The organism is Arthrobacter sp. GMC3 (assembly GCF_002929305.1).
Classification (GTDB): Bacteria; Actinomycetota; Actinomycetes; order Actinomycetales; family Micrococcaceae; genus Specibacter.
Map to the genome: position 1 here is coordinate 256,812 of NZ_PJIO01000004.1, position 22,183 is coordinate 278,994.

Consider the following 22,183-nt stretch of genomic DNA (forward strand, 5'->3'; position numbering starts at 1 on the left):
CTTTCAAGGAGAACCATGACTATCCCCACCACCAAACCGTTGGATCCGCTCGATGGAGCCAAGCTGCCGGCAGTGCGCAGCGAACACGATCTCATCGGAGACAGGGACGTTCCTGCCGATGCGTACTGGGGCGTACACACACTGCGCGCCGTGGAGAACTTCCCCATCACCGGCCAGCCGCTGTCCACCAACACCAACCTGGTGGTCGGCCTGGCCATGGTCAAGCAGGCCGCCGCCCAGGCAAACCATGAGCTCGGCCTGCTCGACGACGCCCGCGCCGGTGCCATCATCGCAGCCTGCCAGGAGATCATTGCCGGAGAACTCCACGATCAGTTTGTGGTGGACGTCATCCAGGGAGGTGCCGGGACGTCGTCGAACATGAACGCCAACGAGGTCATCGCCAACAGGGCCCTGGAAATCCTGGGCCACGCCAAGGGCGAATACCAGTTCCTACACCCCAACGACCATGTGAACCTGAGTCAGTCCACGAACGACGTGTATCCGACGGCGGTGAACGTGGCCACGATTTTCACGGCCAAGACTCTGGTTCAGGCCATGGAAGTTCTGGGGGAGGCGTTCAGCGAGAAGGCCGTTGAGTTCCGGACGATCGTGAAAATGGGGCGCACCCAACTCCAGGACGCCGTCCCCATGACGCTGGGCCAGGAGTTCAACACCTACGCCGTCACCCTCGGCGAGGACAGGGCTCGGCTGGCCGAATCAGTCCAGCTGGTGCATGAGATCAACCTGGGTGCCACCGCCATCGGCACCGGGCTCAACGCACCCAAGGGCTACTCGGCACTGGCCTGCCGGCACCTGGTGGAGGTCACGGGCCTGCCGCTGACCACCTCCGTTGACCTGATCGAGGCCACCCAAGATGTGGGCGCCTTCGTGCACCTTTCGGGGGTCCTGAAGCGGGTTGCCGTGAAGCTGTCCAAGATCTGCAACGATCTGCGCCTGCTGTCCTCGGGCCCCCGAGCCGGATTCGGCGAAATCACCTTGCCTGCCGTCCAGTCGGGTTCCTCGATCATGCCCGGCAAGGTCAATCCGGTGATTCCGGAAGTGGTGAACCAGGTTGCCTACGAGGTCATCGGCAACGACGTCACCATCACCATGGCCGCCGAGGGAGGGCAGTTGCAGCTGAACGCCTTTGAACCCATCATTGTGCACAGCCTGACCAAGAGCATGCGCCACCTAGAAGCCGCCTGCCTGACCCTGGCCAACAAATGTGTACGCGGTATCACCGCACACGAGGACAAGTTGCGGGCCCAAGTGGAACACTCCATTGGATTGGTCACCGCCCTGAACCCCGTCCTGGGCTATGCGGCCTCGACCAAGATTGCCCTGGAAGCGTTGTCCACCGGCCGCGGTGTGGCCGAGCTGGTTCTGGAGCACAAACTCCTCACGGCGCAGGAACTGGACGAGCTTTTGCGTCCGGAACGTCTGGCCAACCTCAGCGACTAATCGCCCGGTCCGCCACTGGGTGGGCCGAACTTTACGATAGGTAAGCTCATGCACCACGATTCAAAGCCGGACACCTCAGATCTAGTCCAAGACGTACCCAGCCCTTCCCTCACCGCCGAGGACGCCGGGCTGCACAAGGGCCTGAAATCCCGCCAAATCCAGATGATTGCCATTGGCGGGGCCATCGGCACTGGGCTGTTCCTGGGCGCCGGCGGACGCTTGGCCAGTGCCGGGCCGGGGCTGATGTTTAGCTACGCGATCTGTGGGTTCTTTGCATTCCTGATCCTGCGAGCGCTGGGCGAGTTGGTCATTCACCGGCCGACGTCGGGGTCCTTCGTCTCCTACGCCCGCGAGTTCTTCGGCGAGAAGGCTGCCTTCGTTTCGGGCTGGCTGTATTGGCTTAACTGGGCCATGACCTCCATTGTGGACATCACCGCCATCGCCCTCTATATGCACTTCTTCTCCAAGTACGTGCCGTGGATTGGTTCCGTACCGCAGTGGGTGTGGGCGTTGTCGGCACTGCTGCTGGTATTGGGTCTGAACCTTGTCTCGGTAAAGGTATTTGGCGAGATGGAGTTCTGGTTTGCGCTGATCAAGGTGGTGGCCCTGGTTACCTTCCTCATTGTGGGTACCTACTTTGTCATCTTCGGCACCCCCGTGGCCGGGCAGGAAGTCGGCTTCAGCCTGATTGTCGACAACGGCGGCTTCTTCCCCAACGGGCTGCTTCCGGTGGTGGTTGTTATGCAGGGTGTGGTGTTTGCCTACGCTTCCATTGAGCTGATCGGCACGGCCGCAGGGGAAACTAAAAACCCTGAAAAGGTCATGCCCAAGGCCATCAACACCGTCATTATCCGCATCGCCGTGTTCTACGTTGGTTCACTGGTGCTGCTGTCATTGCTCTTGCCGTACTCCGCATACAAGGCAGGGGAGAGCCCGTTTGTAACGTTCTTTGGCTCCATTGGTGTGGCCGGCATTGATTCGATCATGAACATGGTGGTGCTCACGGCGGCCATGTCCTCGTTGAACGCCGGGCTGTACTCCACCGGGCGCATCTTGCGTTCCATGGCCCTGTCCGGCTCCGCGCCCAAGTTCGCCGCCAAGTTGAACAAGAACGGTGTGCCCTATGGCGGAATTGCGCTGACGGCCGCGGTTGCAGTGCTTGGCGTCATCCTCAACGCGATTGTCCCTGCGGGCGCGTTTGAGATTGTGCTCAACGTGGCTGCGCTGGGCATCCTCTCCAGCTGGGGCATGATCATTTTGTGCCAGCTGGCGTTGCACCGGTTGGTGAAGAAGGGTGAGGCCGTGCGGCCTTCGTTCAAGATGTTCGGCGCCCCGTACACCGGGTACCTGACGCTCGCGTTTCTGCTGGCCGTCCTTGTCCTGATGGCGTTCGACAGTCCCGTGGGCACTTGGACGGTGGCCTCCATTGTTGTCATTGTGCCGGCTTTGATTGTGGGCTGGTACTTTTCTCGCGGCCGGATCAATGAGATTGCCGCTGCCCGCCACACCGACCTCCACGCCCATCCTGTGGAGGCGCACCACGGCGGTGCGGCCGCTGCCGACTCTGGCCAGGAGCCACATCAGAACTGACTCCGGCTTGCCGCGGGAATAACAGGCGCCGACCATCAGTTGACTCCACTAGATGCAAACGCATGAATAATGCGTCAGTGAAAAGGGAGTCAAAGTGAAGCGCACCATTGTTGTCATCTCGGCCGGCCTCGGCGTACCGTCGTCAACCCGCATGCTTGCGGACCAGCTGGCCGCGGCCGTCTCCACCCACCTGGGCGAGCTGGGTGCGCAGGCCGTGCTCGACGTCGTCGACCTGCGTGATTACGCCACCGACATTGCCAACAACATGGTCAGTGGTTATGCCGGTCCGGCGCTCAGCGATGTCATCAACAGGGTGGCCGCGGCCGACGCCATGATCGCTGTGACGCCGACGTTCAGCGCCTCCTACAGTGGCCTGTTCAAGTCATTCTTTGACGTGCTTGACCCGAAATTCCTTGACGGCATGCCGGTCCTTTTCGGCGCCACCGGCGGTTCCTCGCGGCATTCGCTGGTGCTGGACATGGCCATCCGGCCCCTGTTCAGCTACCTCCGCGCACACACCATGCCCACGGCCGTCTACGCTTCCCCGGAAGATTGGGGACAGGGCGACGGCGGCGCCACCGGACTGGAATACCGGATCAGCCAAGGAGCCGGGGAACTCGCGGCCGTGCTGGTTTCGGCATCACTCCCGTCCGCCGTCGCAGGGACGACGCCGTCTGCCGGGGACACTTTTGACTCCGGTTCTGCCCCCGCAATTGGCGGCGGTTTCTCACCAGTTCCGGGATTTCAGCCTGATCATCGGGCCAAGCGCGACGCCCGTGTACGGACCGAGATGACGTCGCTGCCGTTCGAGCAACTCCTGGCACAAACGCAGCGTCGTTAGCCCCCACGCCCACCACCTCCGCCTTTGCAAGGAAGCGCGCCCGCTCCCCGTTTTCGCTACAAGTAGACCTGTAGCGAAAACGGGGAGCGGGCGCGCTTTTCGCCGGAGTCTTGGTACGGCGCCCGCAATGTGGCCCGCGCACGGCAACCGTGGGCAAAACGGCTGCGTTATCCACAGCCCCAACAATGCCTCTTTCGCCCGCACCCAACTGGTGCGACGCTGGATCGATGAGCCTTCCTCGTCTTATCCAGGCCTCCAAACTACAAAGCATCGGGCTGAATTCGCGCGAGCTGGCCGTCCGATCCAACAAGGGTGAGCTAATCCGTGTGCGCCGCGGCATTTATGTGGAATCCGCGCCATGGCAGGCACTGAGCCTGGGACAGAAGTATGGCTTGAGAGCTGCCGCATTCGGGCACCTGGCAGGCACGGAGCCGGTGTTTAACCATCAGAGTGCTGGACTCCTGTGGGGCCTATGGATGGTGGGGACACCCACCAAGCTCCACGTTCTCACCGAAACCACCGTGGGTGGGCGCAGTCGCAAGGACGTTTCCCGCCACGTCGGCTCCCTGACTAAAGATGTTCTGCGCTGCGGCCAGTTTCTAGTCACCGACAAATTGACCACCACTATGGCGCTGATCAACAAACTATCCTTCCCCTACGCCGTCGCTGTTTGCGATTCCAGCCTGCGAACTCCCAAACCGCGGCCTACGGACAACAAATTTCTATCACTCTCGGCCAATCCGCAACGGCTGGGCGACGCCACATGGGAGCACGAACTTCCCCAAGGCCCACCGCTGCTACTTTCGGAATTGAGGGCAGCGGCGCTGGAGCTGCCCAGCGCTGCTGCGCGGGCACGTGCACAGGCGGTGATCGATTTCAGTTCCGCGGATTCCGGTTCTGCCGGTGAGTCCATCAGCCGGGCCAAAATGCACTTGCTGGGATTTCCCGCACCCCAGTTGCAGCGCAGATTCGTTTTGCGTGATGGCAGCAACGCGTTCGTGGATTTCTGGTTCGAGGAGTACAAAGTGGCTGGTGAGTTTGATGGCCGGGGGAAGTATCTCCGCGCAGGGTGGGGCGGCGGGAAATCCATCCAGGACAGGGTGCTTGCCGAAAAGGCCCGCGAGGATCAGATACGGGCCCAGGGCGTTGGATTTGTGCGGTGGACGTGGGACGAAATGCAGAACAGGGAACGATTTGCGTGGCTTTTACGCCAGGCTGGTCTGCCTCAAAGGTAGCGGCGATAAGAATCGCGCCCGCTCCCCGTTTTCGCTACAAGTAGACCTGTAGCGGGAACGGGGAGCGGGCGCGCTTTTAGAAGATGGGTTGCACGGGTTTGACGGTCAGTGGTGGCGGATCAAGCTTGTCCAGCACCACGCGCAGCCCCGTCCGGTACACGGCGGGATGGATTTCCGGGCTTGCATGCCCCGTGTTCGGAACGTTGTAAACGAACACAGGGTTATGCGGGAAGAGCTGTTCCCATCCCAGAATGGCCGTGCGGGCGTTGACAATGAAATCCGCAGGGTCGTACATCAGCCCGATCCCGGTACTGTGCGGGATGCCGCCGTCGTACTGGGTGGGGAAGGCCTGCAGGAACGTGGCCTGGGAGGTCTTCAGAATCAGGGAGTTGTTCGCCGGGTCCAGTGATTTGTCGATCCCCGAACGCGCCGCCGCATACATGCCCTGACCGTTGGGGTTGGCTAGACCGCTCCACACGCCCACGGCAAGGCGCCCCACCAACCCCAGGTACGGCACCACACGCCCAGCCAGGGAAATGTACTCCTTGCCGGGGTCCAGCACGTCGCGGACATTGCTGGGGCTCGAACCCATCACCACCACCCGGACGTGGATCCCGTTTTCCTCCAGCAGGGATGCCAGCACGACGGCGGCCATCCCACCGAAGCTGTCACCGTAAAAGTAGACGGTGTCGATCTTGCGCGTGAAGGTGTCCCGCTGGATGGCGATGAACAGCGCGGCGATGTCGATCCCGCCGTTGGAGTACCCGATGTAGGAGGCCGGGGCGCGCTCGTTCATGGCCGCTTGCAGGGCTGCCAGCTTGCGGCCCACGTCGCGGTAGCTGACGTCGAAGCCGCCCAGCAGGTACCAGGTTTTTCCCGGGAAACGGTTGGTTGCGGTCCGGTTCTCCGCGTTGTCCGGGGTGGTGACACGAAATTGGGTCCGCTCCGTCACCAGGCTTTCGGCGGCGATGTTGGCTCGAAACGCGGTGGCCACGGCGGCCGTGCCCATGATCCCCAGAAACGTTCGACGGCGGTAGTCCGGTGGGTGCTTTGTGCGATGGTGGCGCTCCGGTGGCGTGGGAGCCGGTTTTTCTTGGCCGCCACCGGTGGTGGGCGTATGCGGAACTGCTTTCTTGGCTGCCATGATGAATCGTCTTCATTCTTTCACGCCTCCCTTCCACACGACACAGCCCGCCGGCTTCGGCCCTGTCGCTTAGCTGCTGATCGAGGCCACGAGGGTGGCAATGTGTGCCGCACGGGCCTCCACCGTTTCGGGCCGGCCGGCTACTCCGGGTCGCTGCTGCCAGGGCGCCGGCCCCGTTGCATGCCTATATTCCACACCCACGGCATCCAATCGCAGCAAATGGGCCTCCAGCCGGGTGTTGAAATCGGCAAGGCTGCGTTCCCCGGCGCTCCAGAGCACCTCCGCCATGGCGCACAGCCGGGGAAAGGCCATGTAGTCCAGTCCACTCGGGGAATCAATGTGTTCGGTCCAAAGATTGGCCTGCCCGCCCAGAATATGGCGGGCCTGCTCAGGAGTGAGGTCCGCCGGCACCGGCTCGAAGCCGTAAACGTCAGCAACTGTGAGCGGGATGGAGACCGGAATGGGTTCGGTGGGCAGATCGGACTGGCGGTAGTCCAGGTAAGCCAGATTATCCGGGCAACACACCACGTCGTGGCCGCGGCGGGCAGCAGCCAGAGCCCCCGTCATGCCGCGCCAGGAAGCGACGGCGGCCGTGCTGGAGAGCTCACCCTCGAGGATCTCATCCCAGCCGAAGATCCGCCGACCGCGCGCGGAAATGTGGGTGTCGAGCTGACCGACGAACCAGTTTTGCAGTTCCTCCTCGGTACCGATCCCGCGTTCCTTCATGAGCTCCTGCGACCGGGCATCGGCGCGCCATTGGTCCTTGGGGCACTCGTCGCCGCCAACGCCAATGTAGGTGCCGGGGAACAAGTCCATGACCTCATCGAAAACATTGCGGAAGAAGTCAACTGTCGATTCCTCGGTGTTGAGCACGTTCTTGTTGATGCCCCAGCGGGTGAATACTTCCAGGGCAGCCCCCGTCACGCCCAGCTCCGGGTAGGCGGCCAACGCGGCCTGGACGTGGCCGGGCGTTTCAATTTCCGGCACCACCGTAATGAACCGGGCACCGGCGTAGGCGACAATTTCGCGGATGTCCTCTTGGGTGTAGTAGCCGCCGTGCGGGCGCCCATCGGAGGGTGCGTCGACGCCGGCGCCCACCTGGGATTCCCGGCGCCAGCCACCCACCTGGGTCAGTCTGGGGTAGCGGAGGATCTCAACCCGCCAGCCTTGGTCATCAGTGAGGTGCAGGTGAAGTGTGTTGAGCCGGTGCATGGCCATGAGGTCAATGAAGCGCAGCAACTCGCGTTTGGGGAGGAAATGGCGCACCACATCCAGCATGGTGCCACGCCAGCCAAACCGCGGGGCGTCACGGACAGTGCAGGCGGGCACGGACCACCGGACCCCTGCAACCGGCGCCGACCGGAACACCTGCGGTGGAAGCAACTGCAGCAGTGCCTGACAACCGTAGAACACCCCGGCTGCGTCCCCACCACCAATGACCACCCGGGCCGGCGATACCTCCAGGGTAAACGCCTCCGGTGCCAGCCCCGGCTCAAGGGAGAGTTGAATGTCCGCGGATTCGGCGTCGAACGTCAAGGCCAGAGCAGTGGCGGGGCGGAGTGCGCCCTGCAACCAAACGGCCACCGCTTCAAGTCCGGGCCCGGCCCACAAGGTGGTGGTGGCGGTCAGGGTGAACTCGCCAGCTCCCACAGTGCTTTCGAGTGGGCGGGGGAGCAGGGGCAGTGGGCAGGAGGTGTGCGGCATGGTGGGTTCCTCGGTGGTCGCGGCAGGCAGGCTTTGGGGCTGGTGGATTGGAGTCTATTTCACCCGGCCACCCCACACCGTGCAAGGACCATCATGAGAGACGACAAGGGGCTTATGATGGTGCAAATGAATGCCCAGAAGAACCCACTCGCGGACCCTATGCCAGACCTCGCTGCGGTCGCGGCCAATGGTGGTCGCCGCTACTCGGGCCAAGAGAGCAGTGAGCGGGTCAAAGAGCGCCGCGGGCGGTTGATCGAGGCCGCGATCGAGGTCTTCGGGACCACCGGCTACGCCAGTGCCAAGGTCAAGGACATTTGCCGGGGCGCGGGCTTGAGCGAGCGCTATTTTTACGAGTCCTTTGTGAACCGCGAGGACCTGCTGTACGCCGTCTATGTGGACCTGACGGAGCGGATTTTCGAGGTTACCCGGCGCAGCCTTGAGGAAGCTGGCGACGACGTTGTGGCCGGAGCCAGAAACGGCTTGGCCACCTTTGTGAGATTCCTGCTCGATGACACCCGGTATGCACGGATTGCGCTAATTGAAGTGGTGGGCGTATCCGAAAAGTTGGAGCATCAACGCTTCGCGGCACTTGATGCCTTTGCCGAAATTGTCCGCCACCAGGTTCTGTCCCAGCCGGTGCCGCAGCGCGAAGACCTTGAACCCCATGCCAGCGACCACGCCGACCGCGTCAGGATTGCCGCGGTGGCGCTGGTGGGTGCCGTCAACCATGTAATGGTTGATTCGTTGATCGCCGGACACCAGGTCAGCGCGGACCTGATCATTGACGTGTGCTTTGAATTCTTTGAAAACTCCCGAACCGCACTGCCGCCCGGCTGACGTTGCCGCCTAGGGGGTGATGCTCTGTGCGCCCACTACTTTGACCACAAAAATGTGGAATTCTGTCAGCCAATTGCGTAGGAACTCTTCGGTGTGGGCGTCGGCGACGTTGCCTTCGTCGTCGATCATCCCTGGGGTGAAGTGGACGTAGGCCTCCGGCTGGGCCATCTCCGGGGAGTTCACGAACGACAGGATGCTGCGCAGGTGCTGCTGCGCCACCGCCGTGCTGATCAGGCCCATGGAAGTACCTGTCACGGCCGACGGCTTCTTTGCGAAAGAGTTGGTGCCCCACGGCCGGGACCCCCAGTCGATGGCGTTCTTCAGCGCGCCGGGGATGCTGCGGTTGTATTCGGGCGTCACAAAAATTAGCGCATCAACGGCGGCCACCGCATCCTTGAAGGCACGCCCTTCCGGTGGGAAATCTGCGTCGAAGTCGCGGTTGTACAGGGGCAGTGCGGCGATGGGGATTTCGACCAACTCCAACTCCGGTGGCGCCAGCCTGGTCAGCGCCATGGCCAGTTTCCGATTGATGGAATCGGAGGAAAGGCTGCCGATAAATACGCCTACTTTATAGCTCATGAGAAGTCCTCAATCTTGGAAGTTCGCTGCCAATTCGGGTTCCTGAACCCCACTGTAGACCCGCCGTAGCCAGCCGTCCACGGCACCGGAAATCTCGGTTTAGGCGAAGGGACGACGCCGGGTGCCCGGCCGTGTTCTTCCCCGTTACGGTAACGCCGGCACCAGCATCTCCTGTCGCTGTGGCCGGGCTGGCACTTTTTTCCTGCCATGACACACTGTGGACGGAGGTGGCCCGCACGTGTGAGCAGTGGCACGATTGAGGGGTGCAGGAATTCTTCGATTTTCTTGGCCGCTACTGGTGGTTGGCATTTCCGATGGCTGGCATATTTGCTGGCTGGGGTCGGGCTTTGTCCCGGGCCAATGACACGCGCCACAAGCAAAAGATCGAGATGTACAAACTCAAGCATCCCGAGGTTGCCGGGCACCGCGAACCCCTCTCGCTGGCTAAGGAAACCGAGCCGTTCACCGAGAGTGACGTAGCCAAGGCCATGGCCGCCCACGACGCCGTGAACCGGCGTTGGCTCGACTACGAACTCGATGTGGGAAAACTGATTGACTTTCCCATGATGACGGACGTGCGCGAACCCCTGACCGTTGCGTTCCTGCGGGCCAAGCGCGACGCCGACGCCCTGCGCCCGGTGACTGCCGCCGAAGTCACGGCCAAGTCCCGCTGGGACGACTACCGCAACGCTGTCAACGCCTTTGACGTCGCCTTTGGCGTGGCGGAACAGGAAGCCAAGCGCATCAAGGACACCGCCTTCACCGAGCCGCAGCGCCAACGGCTCAGCACGGCCCGTAAGCTCGTCAACATTGCCGAGAATGAGGCCGCCAGCCCCGCCGAACGGCAAACCGCGTACAAACGCGCACGCCACGAATTGGAGGGCCTGATAGTCCTTCCGGACATCACGATCGCGGCCCTTGAACAAAAAGTTGCCACCATGATTGACCGCGGTAAGTAGTCTCCGGCTTTCCTCATATCCACCGCAACGCCAAGGACTTTCATGGAAACCGCCACACCCGGCACCAACCTGGCCCAGAGCCGCTATGCGGTGGTCATGGACCTGAGAAACCCGGGTCCGGGCACCGGCGGCATCGCGCCCCGTGCCCACGTGGATTCCGGGCAGCCGGTGCTCATGCTCAACGGCAACTGGCGCTTCCACTATGCCCAGACGCTGGCTGCTGCGCCGCTTGGCATAGAGGAGGAGGACTTTGACGATTCGGGCTGGGACACCATCGTGGTCCCGTCGAGTTGGAACTTCCATGGGCATGGCCGCCCGGCGTACACAAACGTGCAGTTCCCGTTTCCACTGGACCCGCCGTTCATGCCCGATGCAAACCCGATCGGCGATCACCGCCTGAGATTCGACGCCGCCGAGGGGTTCCTGAACGGCGCCATCTTGCGCTTTGACGGCATCGATAACGCCGGCACTATCTGGCTCAACGGCACCCTGCTGGGCACCACCCGCGGGTCCAAGCTGCCGCACGAATTCGATGTCACCGGCCTGGTACGCCCCTCCGCCAACGTCCTGGTGGTCCGTGTTTCGCAGTTCTCCGCCTCAAGCTATCTCGAGGACCAGGACGCCTGGTGGCTCCCCGGCATCTTCCGCGACGTCCGCCTGGAGGCCAGCCCGGCCAGGTCAGTCCGCGACGTCTTGATCCACGCAGGCTACACCGCCGACGGCCAGGGAACCCTGCGGATCGAGCTCGACCCGCCCCAGCCAGGCGCACGCGTGGACATTCCCAGCATCGGCTTTTCCGCCGAACTCCCCGACGGCGAACTCCCGCTGACCGAGGTTGGCCCGGTCGCGGGCTGGAGTGCCGAATCGCCCACCCTGTACCGCCTGAAAATTACGACGCCGGCCCAAACGCTGCACCTGAACGCCGGCTTCCGCTCGATCACAGTGGAGGACGCCCAGATCCTCATCAACGGCACCCCCATCCTGTTCCGCGGCGTCAACCGGCACGAGCACAACCCGGACCTGGGGCGCGTAGTACCGAGGGATCAGCTGTTGCGCGAGCTGCATCTGATGAAGGCGCACAATATCAACGCCATCCGCACCTCGCATTACGCCCCGCACTCTGATCTGCTGCACCTGGCCGACGAGTTGGGCTTCTACGTGATCGACGAATGCGACTATGAGACGCACGGCTTTGAAGCCGGTGGTTGGGCTGGCAACCCCAGCGCCGAACCGCAGTACCGCGAGGCGCTGTTGGATAGGATGCAGCGCCTGGTGGAACGCGACAAAAACCACGCTTGCGTGATCATGTGGTCGCTTGGCAACGAGGCGGGTACGGGGGAGAACCTGCGCGCCATGGCCGAATGGACCAAGGCGCGGGATCCGGAGCGGCTAATCCACTACGAGGGTGACTGGGCCAGCCCCTTTGTGGACGTGTACTCGCGGATGTATGCCACCCCGGCCGAAGTTGAACTTATTGGCCGGCAGGCCGAAGAGCCGCTGGAAGACGCGGAACTGGACGACCACCGGCGAAATTTGCCCTTCATCTTGTGCGAGTATGCGCACGCCATGGGCAATGGCCCGGGCGGGTTGGCGGAATACCAAGAATTATTTGAAAAGTACCCCCGACTCCAGGGCGGCTTTGTCTGGGAGTGGATTGAGCACGGCATCCGCCAGTACACCCCGGACGGCGAAGGCTACTTTGCCTACGGTGGTGACTTTGGCGAAAAGGTCCACGACGGCAACTTTGTCATCGATGGGTTGGTCTCGGCGGACCTGGAACCGCGGCCCGGCCTCCTCGACTACAAGGTGGTCATTGCCCCCGTGACCTTGGACATCGACAATGGCTGGGATGCCGTCCGGATCCACAACAAGCACGACTTCATCGACCTCTCGCATCTGGTCTTCACCTGGCGCGTGGACGGGCCGGGCGGTGAAGTTGCGGCGGGCACCTTGGAGGTGCCGACGACGGCGGCCGGTGCGCACACCGTCGTCGAACTTCCCCATGAGGCACGGGTGGAAAACGCCCGCGAGCGCGTGCTTACAGTCACAGCCGCACTGGCACGCAATGAAACGTGGGCGCCAGCCGGTCACGAGATAGCGTGGGGTCAACAAGGATCGGTGGCGTTGTCGATCGCCCCGGTGCAGGGGAAAGCGGTGCCCCGCAAGCACGACGACTGCGTGACCTTGGGGCCGGCGACGTTTAGCCTAGCCACGGGGGAGTTGAGCGAATTTAGGGGTCTGGCCGTGAACGGGCCCCGGCTGAATCTTTGGCGCGCCCCCACAGACAACGACAACGGCAGGGATTGGACGGTTCCTGAGGCCGTCCGCGACGCCGACGTGTGGGAGGCAGACAGGCTCCGCCTGGTGCAGGGCAGATTGGTGTCCATGAACGAACGCGATGGTCAGCTGGAAGTGCGGGTGCGCTACGGTATGCCGTCGGCCCGCCAACACGTGGCGGTGACGTACCTGTGGAGGACCGACGGGGAGAAGCTGGAACTGATAGCCCACGTGGAGCCGGGGCCGGGGTGGGGTCCCACCTGGCCACGCATCGGTTTCGACTTTGAACTGCCAGGAGAACTCTGCCAGATGTCCTGGGCAGGCTTCGGTCCGGGGCAAAAGTACCCTGACACGGGCATGGGGCAAAAGCGTGGCTGGTTCACGGCCACCGTTGCCGAACTGCAGGTGCCGTATGTGCGCCCCCAAGAGAACGGTGCCCGGGCTGGCGTCTCAACCGTGCGGCTGGGTGCAACGACAGGGCCGGCCTTGGGATTCACCGGGGAGAATTTTTCCTTCACAGCGAGACCATGGTCCCAGGAGGCCCTAGCATCGGCAAAACACACCCCGGAACTTGTGGCCGACGGCATCACTCACCTGACGCTCGACGCCGCAGTGCACGGCGTCGGCACGGCATCCTGCGGGCCAGGGGTGCTGCCACAGTACATGCTGGCTCCCGGACCGGCGGTCTTCAGGGTGGTCATCGCCTAGCACCCAACCCGGCCCCAGTCTCCCAACAGCCGTAGCTGTTATGCTGCAATTCATTTCTAAGGATGCAAAGATGTCACGCACAGTCGTCATTACCGGAGCCAGTGATGGAATTGGCGCCGCCGCAGCAAAAATGCTGGCCTACCCCGGGGACACTTTGGTGGTGGTGGGGCGCTCGCCGGAGAAGACCAGGGCCATAGCAAGTGAGCTGGAAGCGGACTACTTCCTTGCCGACTTCACCGACCTGGCCCAGGTGCGGGAACTGGCAGCTTCCCTTGCCGCGAAGTATCCGCGCATCGAGGTGTTGGCCAACAACGCCGGCGGAATCATGGGGGATCGTGTAGAAACCGTGGACGGGCACGAAAAAACGTTCCAGGTGAACCACCTGGCCCCGTTTCTGCTCACCAACTTGTTGATGGAGACTCTGGTGGCCAGCAGGGCCGCCGTCATCAACACCTCCAGCGCGGCCCACAAGTTCATGGCCAAGTTTGATATCGATGACCTGGACGCGAAAAAGCACTATTCGGCGAACGCGGCGTACGGAAACGCCAAACTGGCCAATATCCTTTTCACGAAGGAACTGCAACGTCGGTTCGGCGATCACGGCATTTCGGCCGTGGCTTTCCACCCGGGCGTTGTGGGCAGCAACTTCTCGGTGGAAGCCAAGGGTGCCAACCGGCTGGCCTACGCAGGGTTCGCAAAACGGTTCATGCTGTCGCCCGAACAAGGGGCGGACACCCTGCTCTGGCTGGCCACCACCACTGCCGGCCAGGATTGGACTCCGGGGGAGTATTACGCCAAGCGCAAGGTTGCCAAGTCCAGCAAGACCGCCCAGGATGCCGCCCTGGCCAAGGAATTGTGGGAGCGCAGCGCCGCCATGGTGGGGCTGGGCTGAGACGCCAAAGAGGCGCGTGCGCTAGTTTGGCAGGACTCCGCCGGTGTAGACGCCCTCCGAGATTTGCTGGGCAAGCCAGGGGCTGAAAGCAAACGGTGCCGCGATCACCGCTGCTTCAACGTCGGCAATGGGTGCCCACGCGCACTCCATGACCTCGCTCGCGTTGGGTGAGATCACGCCGTCGTCCACAAGAACTGCGGTAAACACGGGGCAGATTTCATTCTCCACCACGCCCGAGGCATCCACGGCGCGGTAGCGAAAGTCGGGGAGCGCCATCCGGATCGCCGTGACGCGGACGTTTAGTTCGGTGGCGGCGCGGCGCACGATCGCCTCCTCGAAGGACTCGCCGGGTCCCGGGTGGCCACACAATGAATTGGTCCAGACTCCTGGCCACGTCAGCTTGGACAGGGCCCGGCGGGTGAGCAGCGTGCGTCCCGCGCTGTCAACCAGATGACAGGAAAAAGCCAGGTGCAAGGGGGTGTCGGTCCCGTGGACCAGCGACTTGTCAGCGGTGCCAATCTCGGTGCCGTCGTCGTCGAGCAACCGGACCAGCTCGATGGGTGAATTCATGGTGGTGACGTCCTTTCCGACGGCCTCCCTCCAGTCTAAGGTTTCACCTCGTCGTGGGTGACGACTTCGTGCAGTTCGATGCCGCCCGCCTTGAGTTTCCAGTAGTGCAATCGCAGTGCGCCGGCCGTCCCCTGCTCCACGGCAAGTCGCATGCAGATGTCCTCGCCACGGGTCCGGGCGGGTGCATGGGCGCCTTCGTTTTCACGCAGGAGGTGCGGTTTTCGGTTGTGCAGCGGCCCCGGCCGGGCCGCCGCCAAGTCCACCACGGCACGCAGGGTCTTGGTCCGTTGGGCCGAGGTTAGCAGCGCCACGGAGGCCAGGAATTGCGGACCAATCACATAGTCGCCAAGCGGCTCGGCAGCCTTGTCACTGGCAGGAACCCGCTTGGCCCATTCGGCGGTCAGCTCATAGCCAAACTGCTGGTCGGCGGCCATGAACAGTCCTGCCGCACTTGACTCGGTGCGCGACGCCACGGACCGGCGCTGCTGTTTGGCGCCCACCAATTTTGCCTTCGTCTTGGCCAACTCGGCCCGGAGCACATCTGCCTGGTGTTGCGCGTCGTGCCACTGCCGGGCCAGTTCATTGGCTTCCTTGCGGGCATCCTCCAGCTGGTCCTGCAACGCCCTGGCGATCTTGTCGGTGGCACCTCGTTTGTTGGCGGCGGCCAGTAATTCCGTGATGGTGTGCCGGGCCTTTTCCAACTCCATTTGCGTTGATTTGAGCGCCGTTTTTCGCTCGGCGGGGGTTAGTGCAGGTTCTTGGCCGGGAAGCGCGACGTCGGGCCCTTCACTTGCACCGTTGGTGGCCGTGCCGCCGGCCTCGCCAGTGGTGCCGGGCCCCGTTTCCTGGGCTGCAGGCTGCGCCGGCGGGGCGAAGATGCTGGCATAGGGGCGGTCAGGATCCAACCAGGGAGGCCCACCCGCCACGAGGGCCGGTGCCCCGGCCAGGGGTTCGTCGTCGTCCACATCCAACATGGACAGCACCACAGTGCCGCTTTCATACAGGACCCGGGTGCGCACCACTTCACCTTCGGTGAGTAGGTCTTCGGCGCTGTCCAGCTCGTTGGAGGAGATGCGCTCCACGCCAATGCGAAATTCGGCCCCGGGCCACAGGGTCACCAGTGCGTGGGTGGGATTTGTGCTGCGGACCCGGGCCAACGCTACGTCGCCATTGTTGTAGACGGTGATCGGTGAGGGCTGCTTGAGCAGTGATCCGTGGATGTCCAGGATCCACGTGTCCGAGCTGAGTACCCCCGTCACCAACTGGCCCGGCTTTAACAGCCAGTCAAGGGGTACGCCGGGCAGCAGGTCCTCGGCGCGAACGGTGACCAGTTTTCCCGTGGTGACCAGCTTGACCAGGGCCCGGCTGTTGTCCTCGGAGGCGAAGCCGCTGACATAGCCGGTGGCCGTCACGGTTGCCGGTTTGGGGGCGGTGGCAGCCGTAGGCGCCGGGGTGTGGGCTGCTGAGCGAATTTCACTCAAGAGTTGTTCGGCAAGGCGGCCCAGGTTGCTGGGCCCGCGCACCACGTGTGGTTCGGGGGCGATGGCCGGAAAGTCGGCTCCGGCAGGGTAGAGGCGGGCGCCCGTGCCAAAGATTTGCAGCCCTGGAGGCAACCCTTCCTCCAGCTTGCGGGTCTCGGCGCCATTGGCGATCTCAAACACGTCAGCCTCATCACCGAGCATCTGCGCCAACTCTGCGGCGTCGATCCGGTGGCTTCCGGCGTCGTGCGTGTAACTGACGACGACGGCCGGGCGGATCCGCTCAACCGCCATCAAGCGCTTGGCCAGGGAGGACCCGGAATGGTAGGTGGTGGGGAGGTATACGGGGTCCGGTTCAGGTGTGGGCTCGGGGAGGAACCTGCGCCGCTTTTGCGCCGGCATGGGAGTCTCCTTTCGCGAGGCGGCCACGAACAGCCGCAACCGTGTCGCTCACACTACCTTGAGCCCGGTGCAGGGCGATAGCAGGACCAAGAGTTGTTGCGGCCGCCATGGTCGGCATCGTCTACGCCATCTCTTCGGGGTTGGCGATCGAATCTATGACTTACGCCCTGTATTCGGCGCTCATGGCGGAAAAGTCGCCCACACGTGTGCGGTACACGGCCCTGCCGCTGCGCCAAGTTGACGAGGAATCGGCTGCACGCACAGGCATTAACTAGCTTTGTGTAATGTGACATTGTACTGTTGGTCTTATTGAACCTCCCGCTCGATCCAAAAATTTACAAAGGAGTAAAGAATGAATAGCAAACCATGGCATGGCGTACAGGTGGCAACGGCGCTTCCCTTCAACGACGATCTCAGTGTTGACTACGACGGCTACGCCGATCATGTGCAGTTCCTGGCCGCCCACGGATGCGACGGCGTTGCCCCCAACGGGTCCTTGGGGGAGTACCAGACTCTGTCAGATGAGGAACGCGCCCGTGTGGTCACTACCGCCGTGGAGGCGGCCCCCGCAGGATTCGGTGTGATGGCCGGCGTCGGCGCCTACGGTGCGCTTCAGACCCAGCGTTGGACCGAGCAGGCCGCCGAGGCCGGCGCTCAGTCAGTCATGCTGCTGCCGCCGAACACCTACCGTGCCAATGACGAAGAAGTTATGGATCACTACCGTGCCGCTGCCAAGGTGGGGCTGCCGATCGTTGCGTACAACAACCCGATTGACACCAAGGTGGATCTGACCCCGAAGCTCATTGCGCGCCTCCACGGCGAGGGCCTCATTGTGGGTGTGAAGGAATTTACCGGCGACGTGCGCCGCGCCTATGAGATCAAGGAACTGGCCCCGGAGATGGATCTGCTCATCGGAACGGATGACACCGTCTTGGAAATGGGTATCGCCGGGGCTGTGGGCTGGGTTTCCGGCTACCCCAACGCGATCCCGGAAAGCACTGTGGAACTCTACAAACTCTCCACGTCCGGCGACGTGGCAGACATTGAGCGTGCCCGGGAAATCTACCGCGACCTGCATGCATTGCTGCGCTGGGACACGAAGACCGAATTTGTCCAGGCGATCAAGCTCTCCATGGACATTGTGGGCCGCAAAGGTGGCCCCTGCCGTCCCCCACGGGGCGTGCTCAGCGATGACGTCATCGCGGCCATCACCCGCGACACCAATAACGCACTCGCCATGGGCTACAAATAGTCAGTGCGGATCTAACCGTGTGTACGTCATGGCAGGAACCAGCCCAAGATTCGGCCTGATTCCTGCCATGACGCTCACATATTTTCTGTTGCGGCCCTTATAACGAATGGTTCAGGTCTGCCTCTCGGGCATACTCGGCCAACAGCCACTCATTGCCCGCCATGCAGAGGTCCCGCATGCGGGCTTCCGCAGCGATAGGATCCTGGGCCTCTATGGCGTTGGTGATCGACTCATTCAGTGTTGCCGTCAGCTCACAAAAGTTGGGGTCCTCAAAGGGCAACATGCTCAGAGTGCCTGCATCGGACTGCAGGTTCCAGAGTTCGCGAGCCATCCGTGCGGAGCGTGCAGCCATGGCTACCGCCAGCATAAATTCGGATGCCTCCCGGCGCCAGGCAAACATGGCGTCGGCCTCGTCAAGTGACTCCTCGGGCCGCAGGTGCGACCGCATAGATGCGATGTCCTCGGGCCCCGCGCGTAGGGCGGCAGCCCCTGCACACGCCACGGAAATAGCCTGCAGGTGAAGACTTATATCGGCGATCTCATAGGGTGTCAGGGACAGCAATTTCTCGCGTGTCCGGGCTTCCGAGGGGAAAGAATTTTCGGTGACAAAGCTGCCGCCGTTGCGTCCGCGCGTGGTGCGGATCAGGCCCTGATCGCGCAGCAGGGCGAGGGCTTCGCGGACTGTGACGGCGGAAACGCCAAGGGACGCGGACATCTCAATTTCATTGGGCAGGCGTTGGCCGCTCTTGAGGAGGCCGGACTCCACTGCCAGTTCGATGCGCTTACATACCTCTTCAACAAGCCCGCCGGACTTAATGGGGGTGAAGACGGCTGCCGTGCTGTGTGAGGCGTCAAGTGGGGAAAGTGACAAGATGCCCATCCTTTCCGTTGAACCGCCAGCGACCTGCTACACGGTCCTATTAATTCTATCCGGGAGATGTGGCTCGGGCGGGCATACGACGCGGCATACGCGTGTTCTATTGGCCACTATCTGCCCGAATGCGTCAACGATTCATGACCACATGGTCCCTACATGTGGTCTGTTTCGGTTTCGCTTTCCTGTTCCAGCGTGGTGGCGTGGTCGTTGATCTCCGCGATGTCCGGGGAGACCATTTCTGAATAAACGTCGGCCAATGGGTCCCGTGCTGCGGGGTCGAGGATCAAGTCGGCGTCACGGTCTGGGTGTTTGCTCATATTTACACCATAGTCCGGGCGCCGCGAAAATATTAGGGCTTTTTCGTCCGTCTCCGGCGGGCTTCCCAAGGGCCAATGCGCAGCCAAGGTTCTGCGCCGTCGTCGTCTGCGCTGCCCTGAGAGCCGGTGACTGGCGGGGTGGGTGCGGGGAGATCCGCCGTTGCCTGTTCCAGAATGCTGCGGCACTCCGCCTCGGTCTGGTTGGAGATGAACTCCTTGCGCGACTTCAGCAGCACCTTGCCCACCTCGCAGCGGTATTGGCTGGCGAAGGCCAGGAGCCCCACAAGACCGGCGACTGCCCAGGCGAGCGCCAGGGAATGGTCCACACCGGCGTCGTCCGGATTCACCAGCTCGTCGAGGGCAAAGTAGAACGAACCCAGGGAAATCAGGGCAAAGGGCAGCAGCCATTTCCCGGCGGCCAAACCGTAGTTGAGGAAGATGCGCCTGTGGAAGTACTTGTTCCTTGCGCGGTGCGCGGGATGGTGCCGCAGGTGCCGGATTTGATGGCGCAGTCGGGGCCGTTCGAGGGACTCCTGCGAGGTGAAGTAGCTGTCAAAGTCGCCGGAGGTGAACTGCCTGTCGCGGGCAGCCTGGCGGGTTTGGTTCAGGTGCTCAAGTTCGGCGGCGTAGTGCGCAATTTGCCGGGGACTGTCCAGGGCGCCGAATTTTCGGGCGTCGTGGAGATCGGCCAGGAGCTCGGGGAGCTCAATGCGTTCGCTCCGCAGGAACAGGCCCGAAATGACCAGGATCGCGACGGCGTAGAGAAGAAGCGTCAGCAGTGTGAAGTTGAATCCGGGCAGCGAGAACAGTCCGATGGGGTCCTTGACCTCGCCGAAGTGAGTCGCAGCGATGCTTGAGGTGATACCCACGACGTAGTTGGCCACGAGGGTGAGCAAGCCAAGGATGAGCACCGTGTAGAAAAACAGGCGCCCCTTCTCCCGAGTCTCCTGGTTGGGGCCTGCCACCACCGCAAGCTTTCTGCGTTGCCGCGCATTTTCCAGAATCTGAACTGTGATGGAAATGAGGCAGATGACGAGAAAGGAAATGACTATCAGCGGACCGTCGTCCTCAATGAGTATCGTCATTTCATGCCTCTATGTCGGGTGCGCAGCCATGTGGGGTGCAGCTTGCTCAGGAATACTCTATGCGGAAGCGGCCGCTACCCCGCTGCACGGGAACGCAAGGGACTATTCCGCCACCCGGCCGGCTGTGATTGCTGGCTCTCGAAGTAGTTCAGTACACGCCCTTCCGAGGCGACGATGTGAGCCCGCATGGCCTCCGCCGCCGCCGGTATGTTCCCGGACGCCAGGGGTTCCACGATCTGGCCGTGCTCGGCAATGGTGTGGTCATCAAAGGTGTCCGAGAAAGAGAGTCTGAAAATGTGAAGATGGCAGTGGGTGCGTGCGTAAGACTGGCGGATGAGTTCATTGCCCGCCGCCCGGAAGATCAGGTCATGGAAGCGCTCGTCGTGCGCTGAAAGCTCGGCAGGCGGGATAGACGCCCCTGCCTTGGCCAGTTCACGCCCGGCCTCCAGCTCGTCGGTGATCTGCCGAAGAAATGTTGCATTCGCCCCCAGGGCGGCGCGTTCCACGGCGTAGGGCTCCAGGAGCATGCGCATTTCGTAGAGTTCGCGAACGTCGTCCCTACTCAGCAGCTCGGTGGCCGTGTAGCCGCGGCGGGGCTGACGGTCCACCAAGCCTTCGGACTCAAGGCGGGCCAGGGTTTCCCTAACAGGGGTGGGGGAAACATTAAGTTGGCGGGCCACATCCTCGATGTTGATGCGGACGCCAGGCGGTATGGTTCCGCGCATGATGTGGGCGCGGAGTAGCTCGTAGACCTCATCCGCAAGTTCTTGGCGAGGGGCCATGCCGTGCAGCGATGTCAAATATGACTCGTCCAAAGTCTCTCCATTCCCATTCCTTGACAGAAAGTGTATCCGGTCACATAATGAAATATCACTATATCCTATAGGATCTTGACAAATAGACTGGATACTCAACGATGAGACTCAAGACACTCACCACCACGATGGCCCTCCTGGCTGTATCGACTCTCGCCATAACCGCTTGCACACCCCAAGATGCCACGGGTGGGGGAGCCAGCGCAGTTTCCCCCGACGCCATCAAGGTGGGTCTGATTTCTGGCGGCGCACACCCCTACTTCCAGCCGTGGGCGCCGGCAGGGGAAAAGGCTAAGGTCGATTTCAAGCTCGGAGATGTCACGTTCAACGAGACGGCGGCCTGGGATCAGACCAAGCAAAACGACGTCATCAACTCCATGGTGGCCAACGGCTACAACGCCTTTGGTGTCTTCGGCGTTTCCCCGACGGATATTAACTCTACCTTCGCCAATCTTGCCAAGCATGGCGTCGCCACCGCAGCCTTGGGCTCCTGCCCCGCGGGTGAGAGCAACGCCGCTGATTTCTGCCTCTCCACAGACACTCAAGAGGCTGCCTACAAAGCAGCCAAGGCCGCCATCGAGGCCATGGGCGGCAAGGGTACTCTTGCCCACCTGACCGGCAATAACGTCGACTCCAACACGCAGCGCCGCATTGCCGGCGTCAAACAGGCAGTGGCCGAGACCAATGGTGCCGTCACTTTGCTTCCGGACCTCACCGACGTTGACAAGGACCTCACCACGGCCCAGAAGGCGGTCTCGGATTTGCTGGCCTCTAAGGGCAGCCAGCTAAACGGCATTGTCTCCACCGCCTACAACCCGGCTGTTGCCGCGGCAACAGCCGTCAAAGACTCCGGGCTAAAGATCAAGCTCGTCGCCATCGACGACGACGCCACAATCCTCTCCGCCATCAAGGACGGCTCAGTCTCTGCAACCGTGGTTCAGAACCCCACAGGTCAGGCCTACGTGGGCACCTATGCCCTGTCCAAGCTTGCTAGCAAGCAGTGCACCATGACCAAACCCGGCGAGATCGTGGATTCAGGATCCTTCGTGGTCGACAGCAAGAACGTCGCCACCTATGAGACCGAGCGTGCAGAGAAGACGGCCCAGCTGCAAAAGGACTTCGACTCGAAGTACCTCAGCTGCAAGTAACACCCACCACCT

20 protein-coding genes are annotated in these 22,183 nt (G+C 62.4%); 11 read left to right on the plus strand and 9 right to left on the minus strand.

The window, feature by feature from the left end:
- Positions 1-15: 15 nt before the first annotated feature.
- The 4 genes from aspA to CXQ94_RS09620 all read left to right on the plus strand — a co-directional run bounded on the left by aspA (position 16) and on the right by CXQ94_RS09620 (position 5,127).
- Positions 16-1,461 carry an aspartate ammonia-lyase gene (gene aspA, locus CXQ94_RS09605; protein WP_104089091.1) on the plus strand — a complete coding sequence of 482 codons (1,446 nt, stop codon included), beginning with the start codon at positions 16-18 and terminating at the stop codon, positions 1,459-1,461.
- A 48-nt stretch (positions 1,462-1,509) separates the two neighbouring features.
- On the plus strand, positions 1,510-3,051 hold the full coding sequence (locus CXQ94_RS09610; RefSeq protein ID WP_104089093.1) for an amino acid permease: 1,542 nt from the start codon (positions 1,510-1,512) through the stop codon (positions 3,049-3,051).
- Between the two features lie 94 nt (positions 3,052-3,145).
- The gene (locus CXQ94_RS09615) at positions 3,146-3,892 is read left to right on the plus strand and encodes an FMN reductase (protein ID WP_104089096.1); all 747 of its coding nucleotides are present in this window, start codon (positions 3,146-3,148) and stop codon (positions 3,890-3,892) included.
- A gap of 227 nt (positions 3,893-4,119) precedes the next feature.
- The gene (locus CXQ94_RS09620) at positions 4,120-5,127 is read left to right on the plus strand and encodes a hypothetical protein (protein WP_104089099.1); all 1,008 of its coding nucleotides are present in this window, start codon (positions 4,120-4,122) and stop codon (positions 5,125-5,127) included.
- Positions 5,128-5,203: 76 nt separating this feature from the next.
- Here the strand turns inward: CXQ94_RS09620 and CXQ94_RS09625 are convergent, their stop codons facing one another.
- Entirely contained in the window at positions 5,204-6,271 is a 1,068-nt protein-coding gene (locus CXQ94_RS09625; RefSeq protein ID WP_104089103.1) for a hypothetical protein, read from the minus strand.
- A gap of 69 nt (positions 6,272-6,340) precedes the next feature.
- Positions 6,341-7,975, minus strand: a complete 1,635-nt coding sequence (locus tag CXQ94_RS09630; RefSeq protein WP_104089106.1) for a beta-N-acetylhexosaminidase — start codon at positions 7,973-7,975, stop codon at positions 6,341-6,343.
- Positions 7,976-8,068: 93 nt separating this feature from the next.
- Here CXQ94_RS09630 and CXQ94_RS09635 point away from each other — a divergent pair, with 93 nt between their 5' ends.
- On the plus strand, positions 8,069-8,812 hold the full coding sequence (locus tag CXQ94_RS09635) for a TetR/AcrR family transcriptional regulator (protein WP_104089109.1): 744 nt from the start codon (positions 8,069-8,071) through the stop codon (positions 8,810-8,812).
- Positions 8,813-8,821: 9 nt separating this feature from the next.
- Here CXQ94_RS09635 and CXQ94_RS09640 read toward each other — a convergent pair whose 3' ends face one another.
- Positions 8,822-9,391, minus strand: coding sequence for an NADPH-dependent FMN reductase (locus tag CXQ94_RS09640; RefSeq protein ID WP_104089112.1), 570 nt, complete (start codon positions 9,389-9,391; stop codon positions 8,822-8,824).
- A 314-nt stretch (positions 9,392-9,705) separates the two neighbouring features.
- Here CXQ94_RS09640 and CXQ94_RS09645 point away from each other — a divergent pair, with 314 nt between their 5' ends.
- The 3 genes from CXQ94_RS09645 (at position 9,706) to CXQ94_RS09655 (ending at position 14,227) form a co-directional block, all read left to right on the plus strand.
- Positions 9,706-10,350 (plus strand): hypothetical protein, encoded by a 645-nt coding sequence (locus tag CXQ94_RS09645; protein WP_258066930.1) that lies wholly within the window; start codon positions 9,706-9,708, stop codon positions 10,348-10,350.
- 42 nt (positions 10,351-10,392) lie between these two features.
- Positions 10,393-13,335 (plus strand): glycoside hydrolase family 2 TIM barrel-domain containing protein, encoded by a 2,943-nt coding sequence (locus CXQ94_RS09650; RefSeq protein ID WP_104089121.1) that lies wholly within the window; start codon positions 10,393-10,395, stop codon positions 13,333-13,335.
- Positions 13,336-13,405: 70 nt separating this feature from the next.
- The gene (locus tag CXQ94_RS09655; RefSeq protein ID WP_104089123.1) at positions 13,406-14,227 is read left to right on the plus strand and encodes an SDR family NAD(P)-dependent oxidoreductase; all 822 of its coding nucleotides are present in this window, start codon (positions 13,406-13,408) and stop codon (positions 14,225-14,227) included.
- 21 nt (positions 14,228-14,248) lie between these two features.
- On the opposite strand, the gene idi is transcribed toward CXQ94_RS09655, so the two are convergent.
- Entirely contained in the window at positions 14,249-14,797 is a 549-nt protein-coding gene (gene idi, locus CXQ94_RS09660) for an isopentenyl-diphosphate Delta-isomerase (protein ID WP_104089126.1), read from the minus strand.
- Between the two features lie 35 nt (positions 14,798-14,832).
- On the minus strand, positions 14,833-16,677 hold the full coding sequence (locus CXQ94_RS09665; RefSeq protein WP_104089129.1) for a hypothetical protein: 1,845 nt from the start codon (positions 16,675-16,677) through the stop codon (positions 14,833-14,835).
- 107 nt (positions 16,678-16,784) lie between these two features.
- Here CXQ94_RS09665 and CXQ94_RS22170 point away from each other — a divergent pair, with 107 nt between their 5' ends.
- Together CXQ94_RS22170 and CXQ94_RS09670 are read left to right on the plus strand one after the other, a co-directional pair.
- On the plus strand, positions 16,785-16,952 hold the full coding sequence (locus CXQ94_RS22170; RefSeq protein WP_146070267.1) for an MHS family MFS transporter: 168 nt from the start codon (positions 16,785-16,787) through the stop codon (positions 16,950-16,952).
- Between the two features lie 77 nt (positions 16,953-17,029).
- A complete protein-coding gene (locus tag CXQ94_RS09670; protein WP_104089132.1) occupies positions 17,030-17,929 on the plus strand; it encodes a dihydrodipicolinate synthase family protein in 900 nt (299 codons plus the stop codon).
- A gap of 97 nt (positions 17,930-18,026) precedes the next feature.
- Here the strand turns inward: CXQ94_RS09670 and CXQ94_RS09675 are convergent, their stop codons facing one another.
- The 4 genes from CXQ94_RS09675 to CXQ94_RS09685 all read right to left on the minus strand — a co-directional run bounded on the left by CXQ94_RS09675 (position 18,027) and on the right by CXQ94_RS09685 (position 21,023).
- Positions 18,027-18,800 (minus strand): FadR/GntR family transcriptional regulator, encoded by a 774-nt coding sequence (locus tag CXQ94_RS09675; protein ID WP_181034154.1) that lies wholly within the window; start codon positions 18,798-18,800, stop codon positions 18,027-18,029.
- 158 nt (positions 18,801-18,958) lie between these two features.
- Positions 18,959-19,123, minus strand: a complete 165-nt coding sequence (locus tag CXQ94_RS22590) for a hypothetical protein (protein WP_181034155.1) — start codon at positions 19,121-19,123, stop codon at positions 18,959-18,961.
- A 32-nt stretch (positions 19,124-19,155) separates the two neighbouring features.
- On the minus strand, positions 19,156-20,208 hold the full coding sequence (locus tag CXQ94_RS09680) for a hypothetical protein (RefSeq protein WP_104089139.1): 1,053 nt from the start codon (positions 20,206-20,208) through the stop codon (positions 19,156-19,158).
- A 74-nt stretch (positions 20,209-20,282) separates the two neighbouring features.
- Positions 20,283-21,023, minus strand: a complete 741-nt coding sequence (locus tag CXQ94_RS09685; RefSeq protein WP_219817020.1) for a GntR family transcriptional regulator — start codon at positions 21,021-21,023, stop codon at positions 20,283-20,285.
- Between the two features lie 101 nt (positions 21,024-21,124).
- On the opposite strand from CXQ94_RS09685, the gene CXQ94_RS09690 reads away from it, so the two are divergent.
- Complete coding sequence (locus CXQ94_RS09690; RefSeq protein ID WP_104089142.1) at positions 21,125-22,171, plus strand: substrate-binding domain-containing protein; 1,047 nt, start codon at positions 21,125-21,127, stop codon at positions 22,169-22,171.
- Positions 22,172-22,183: the final 12 nt, after the last annotated feature.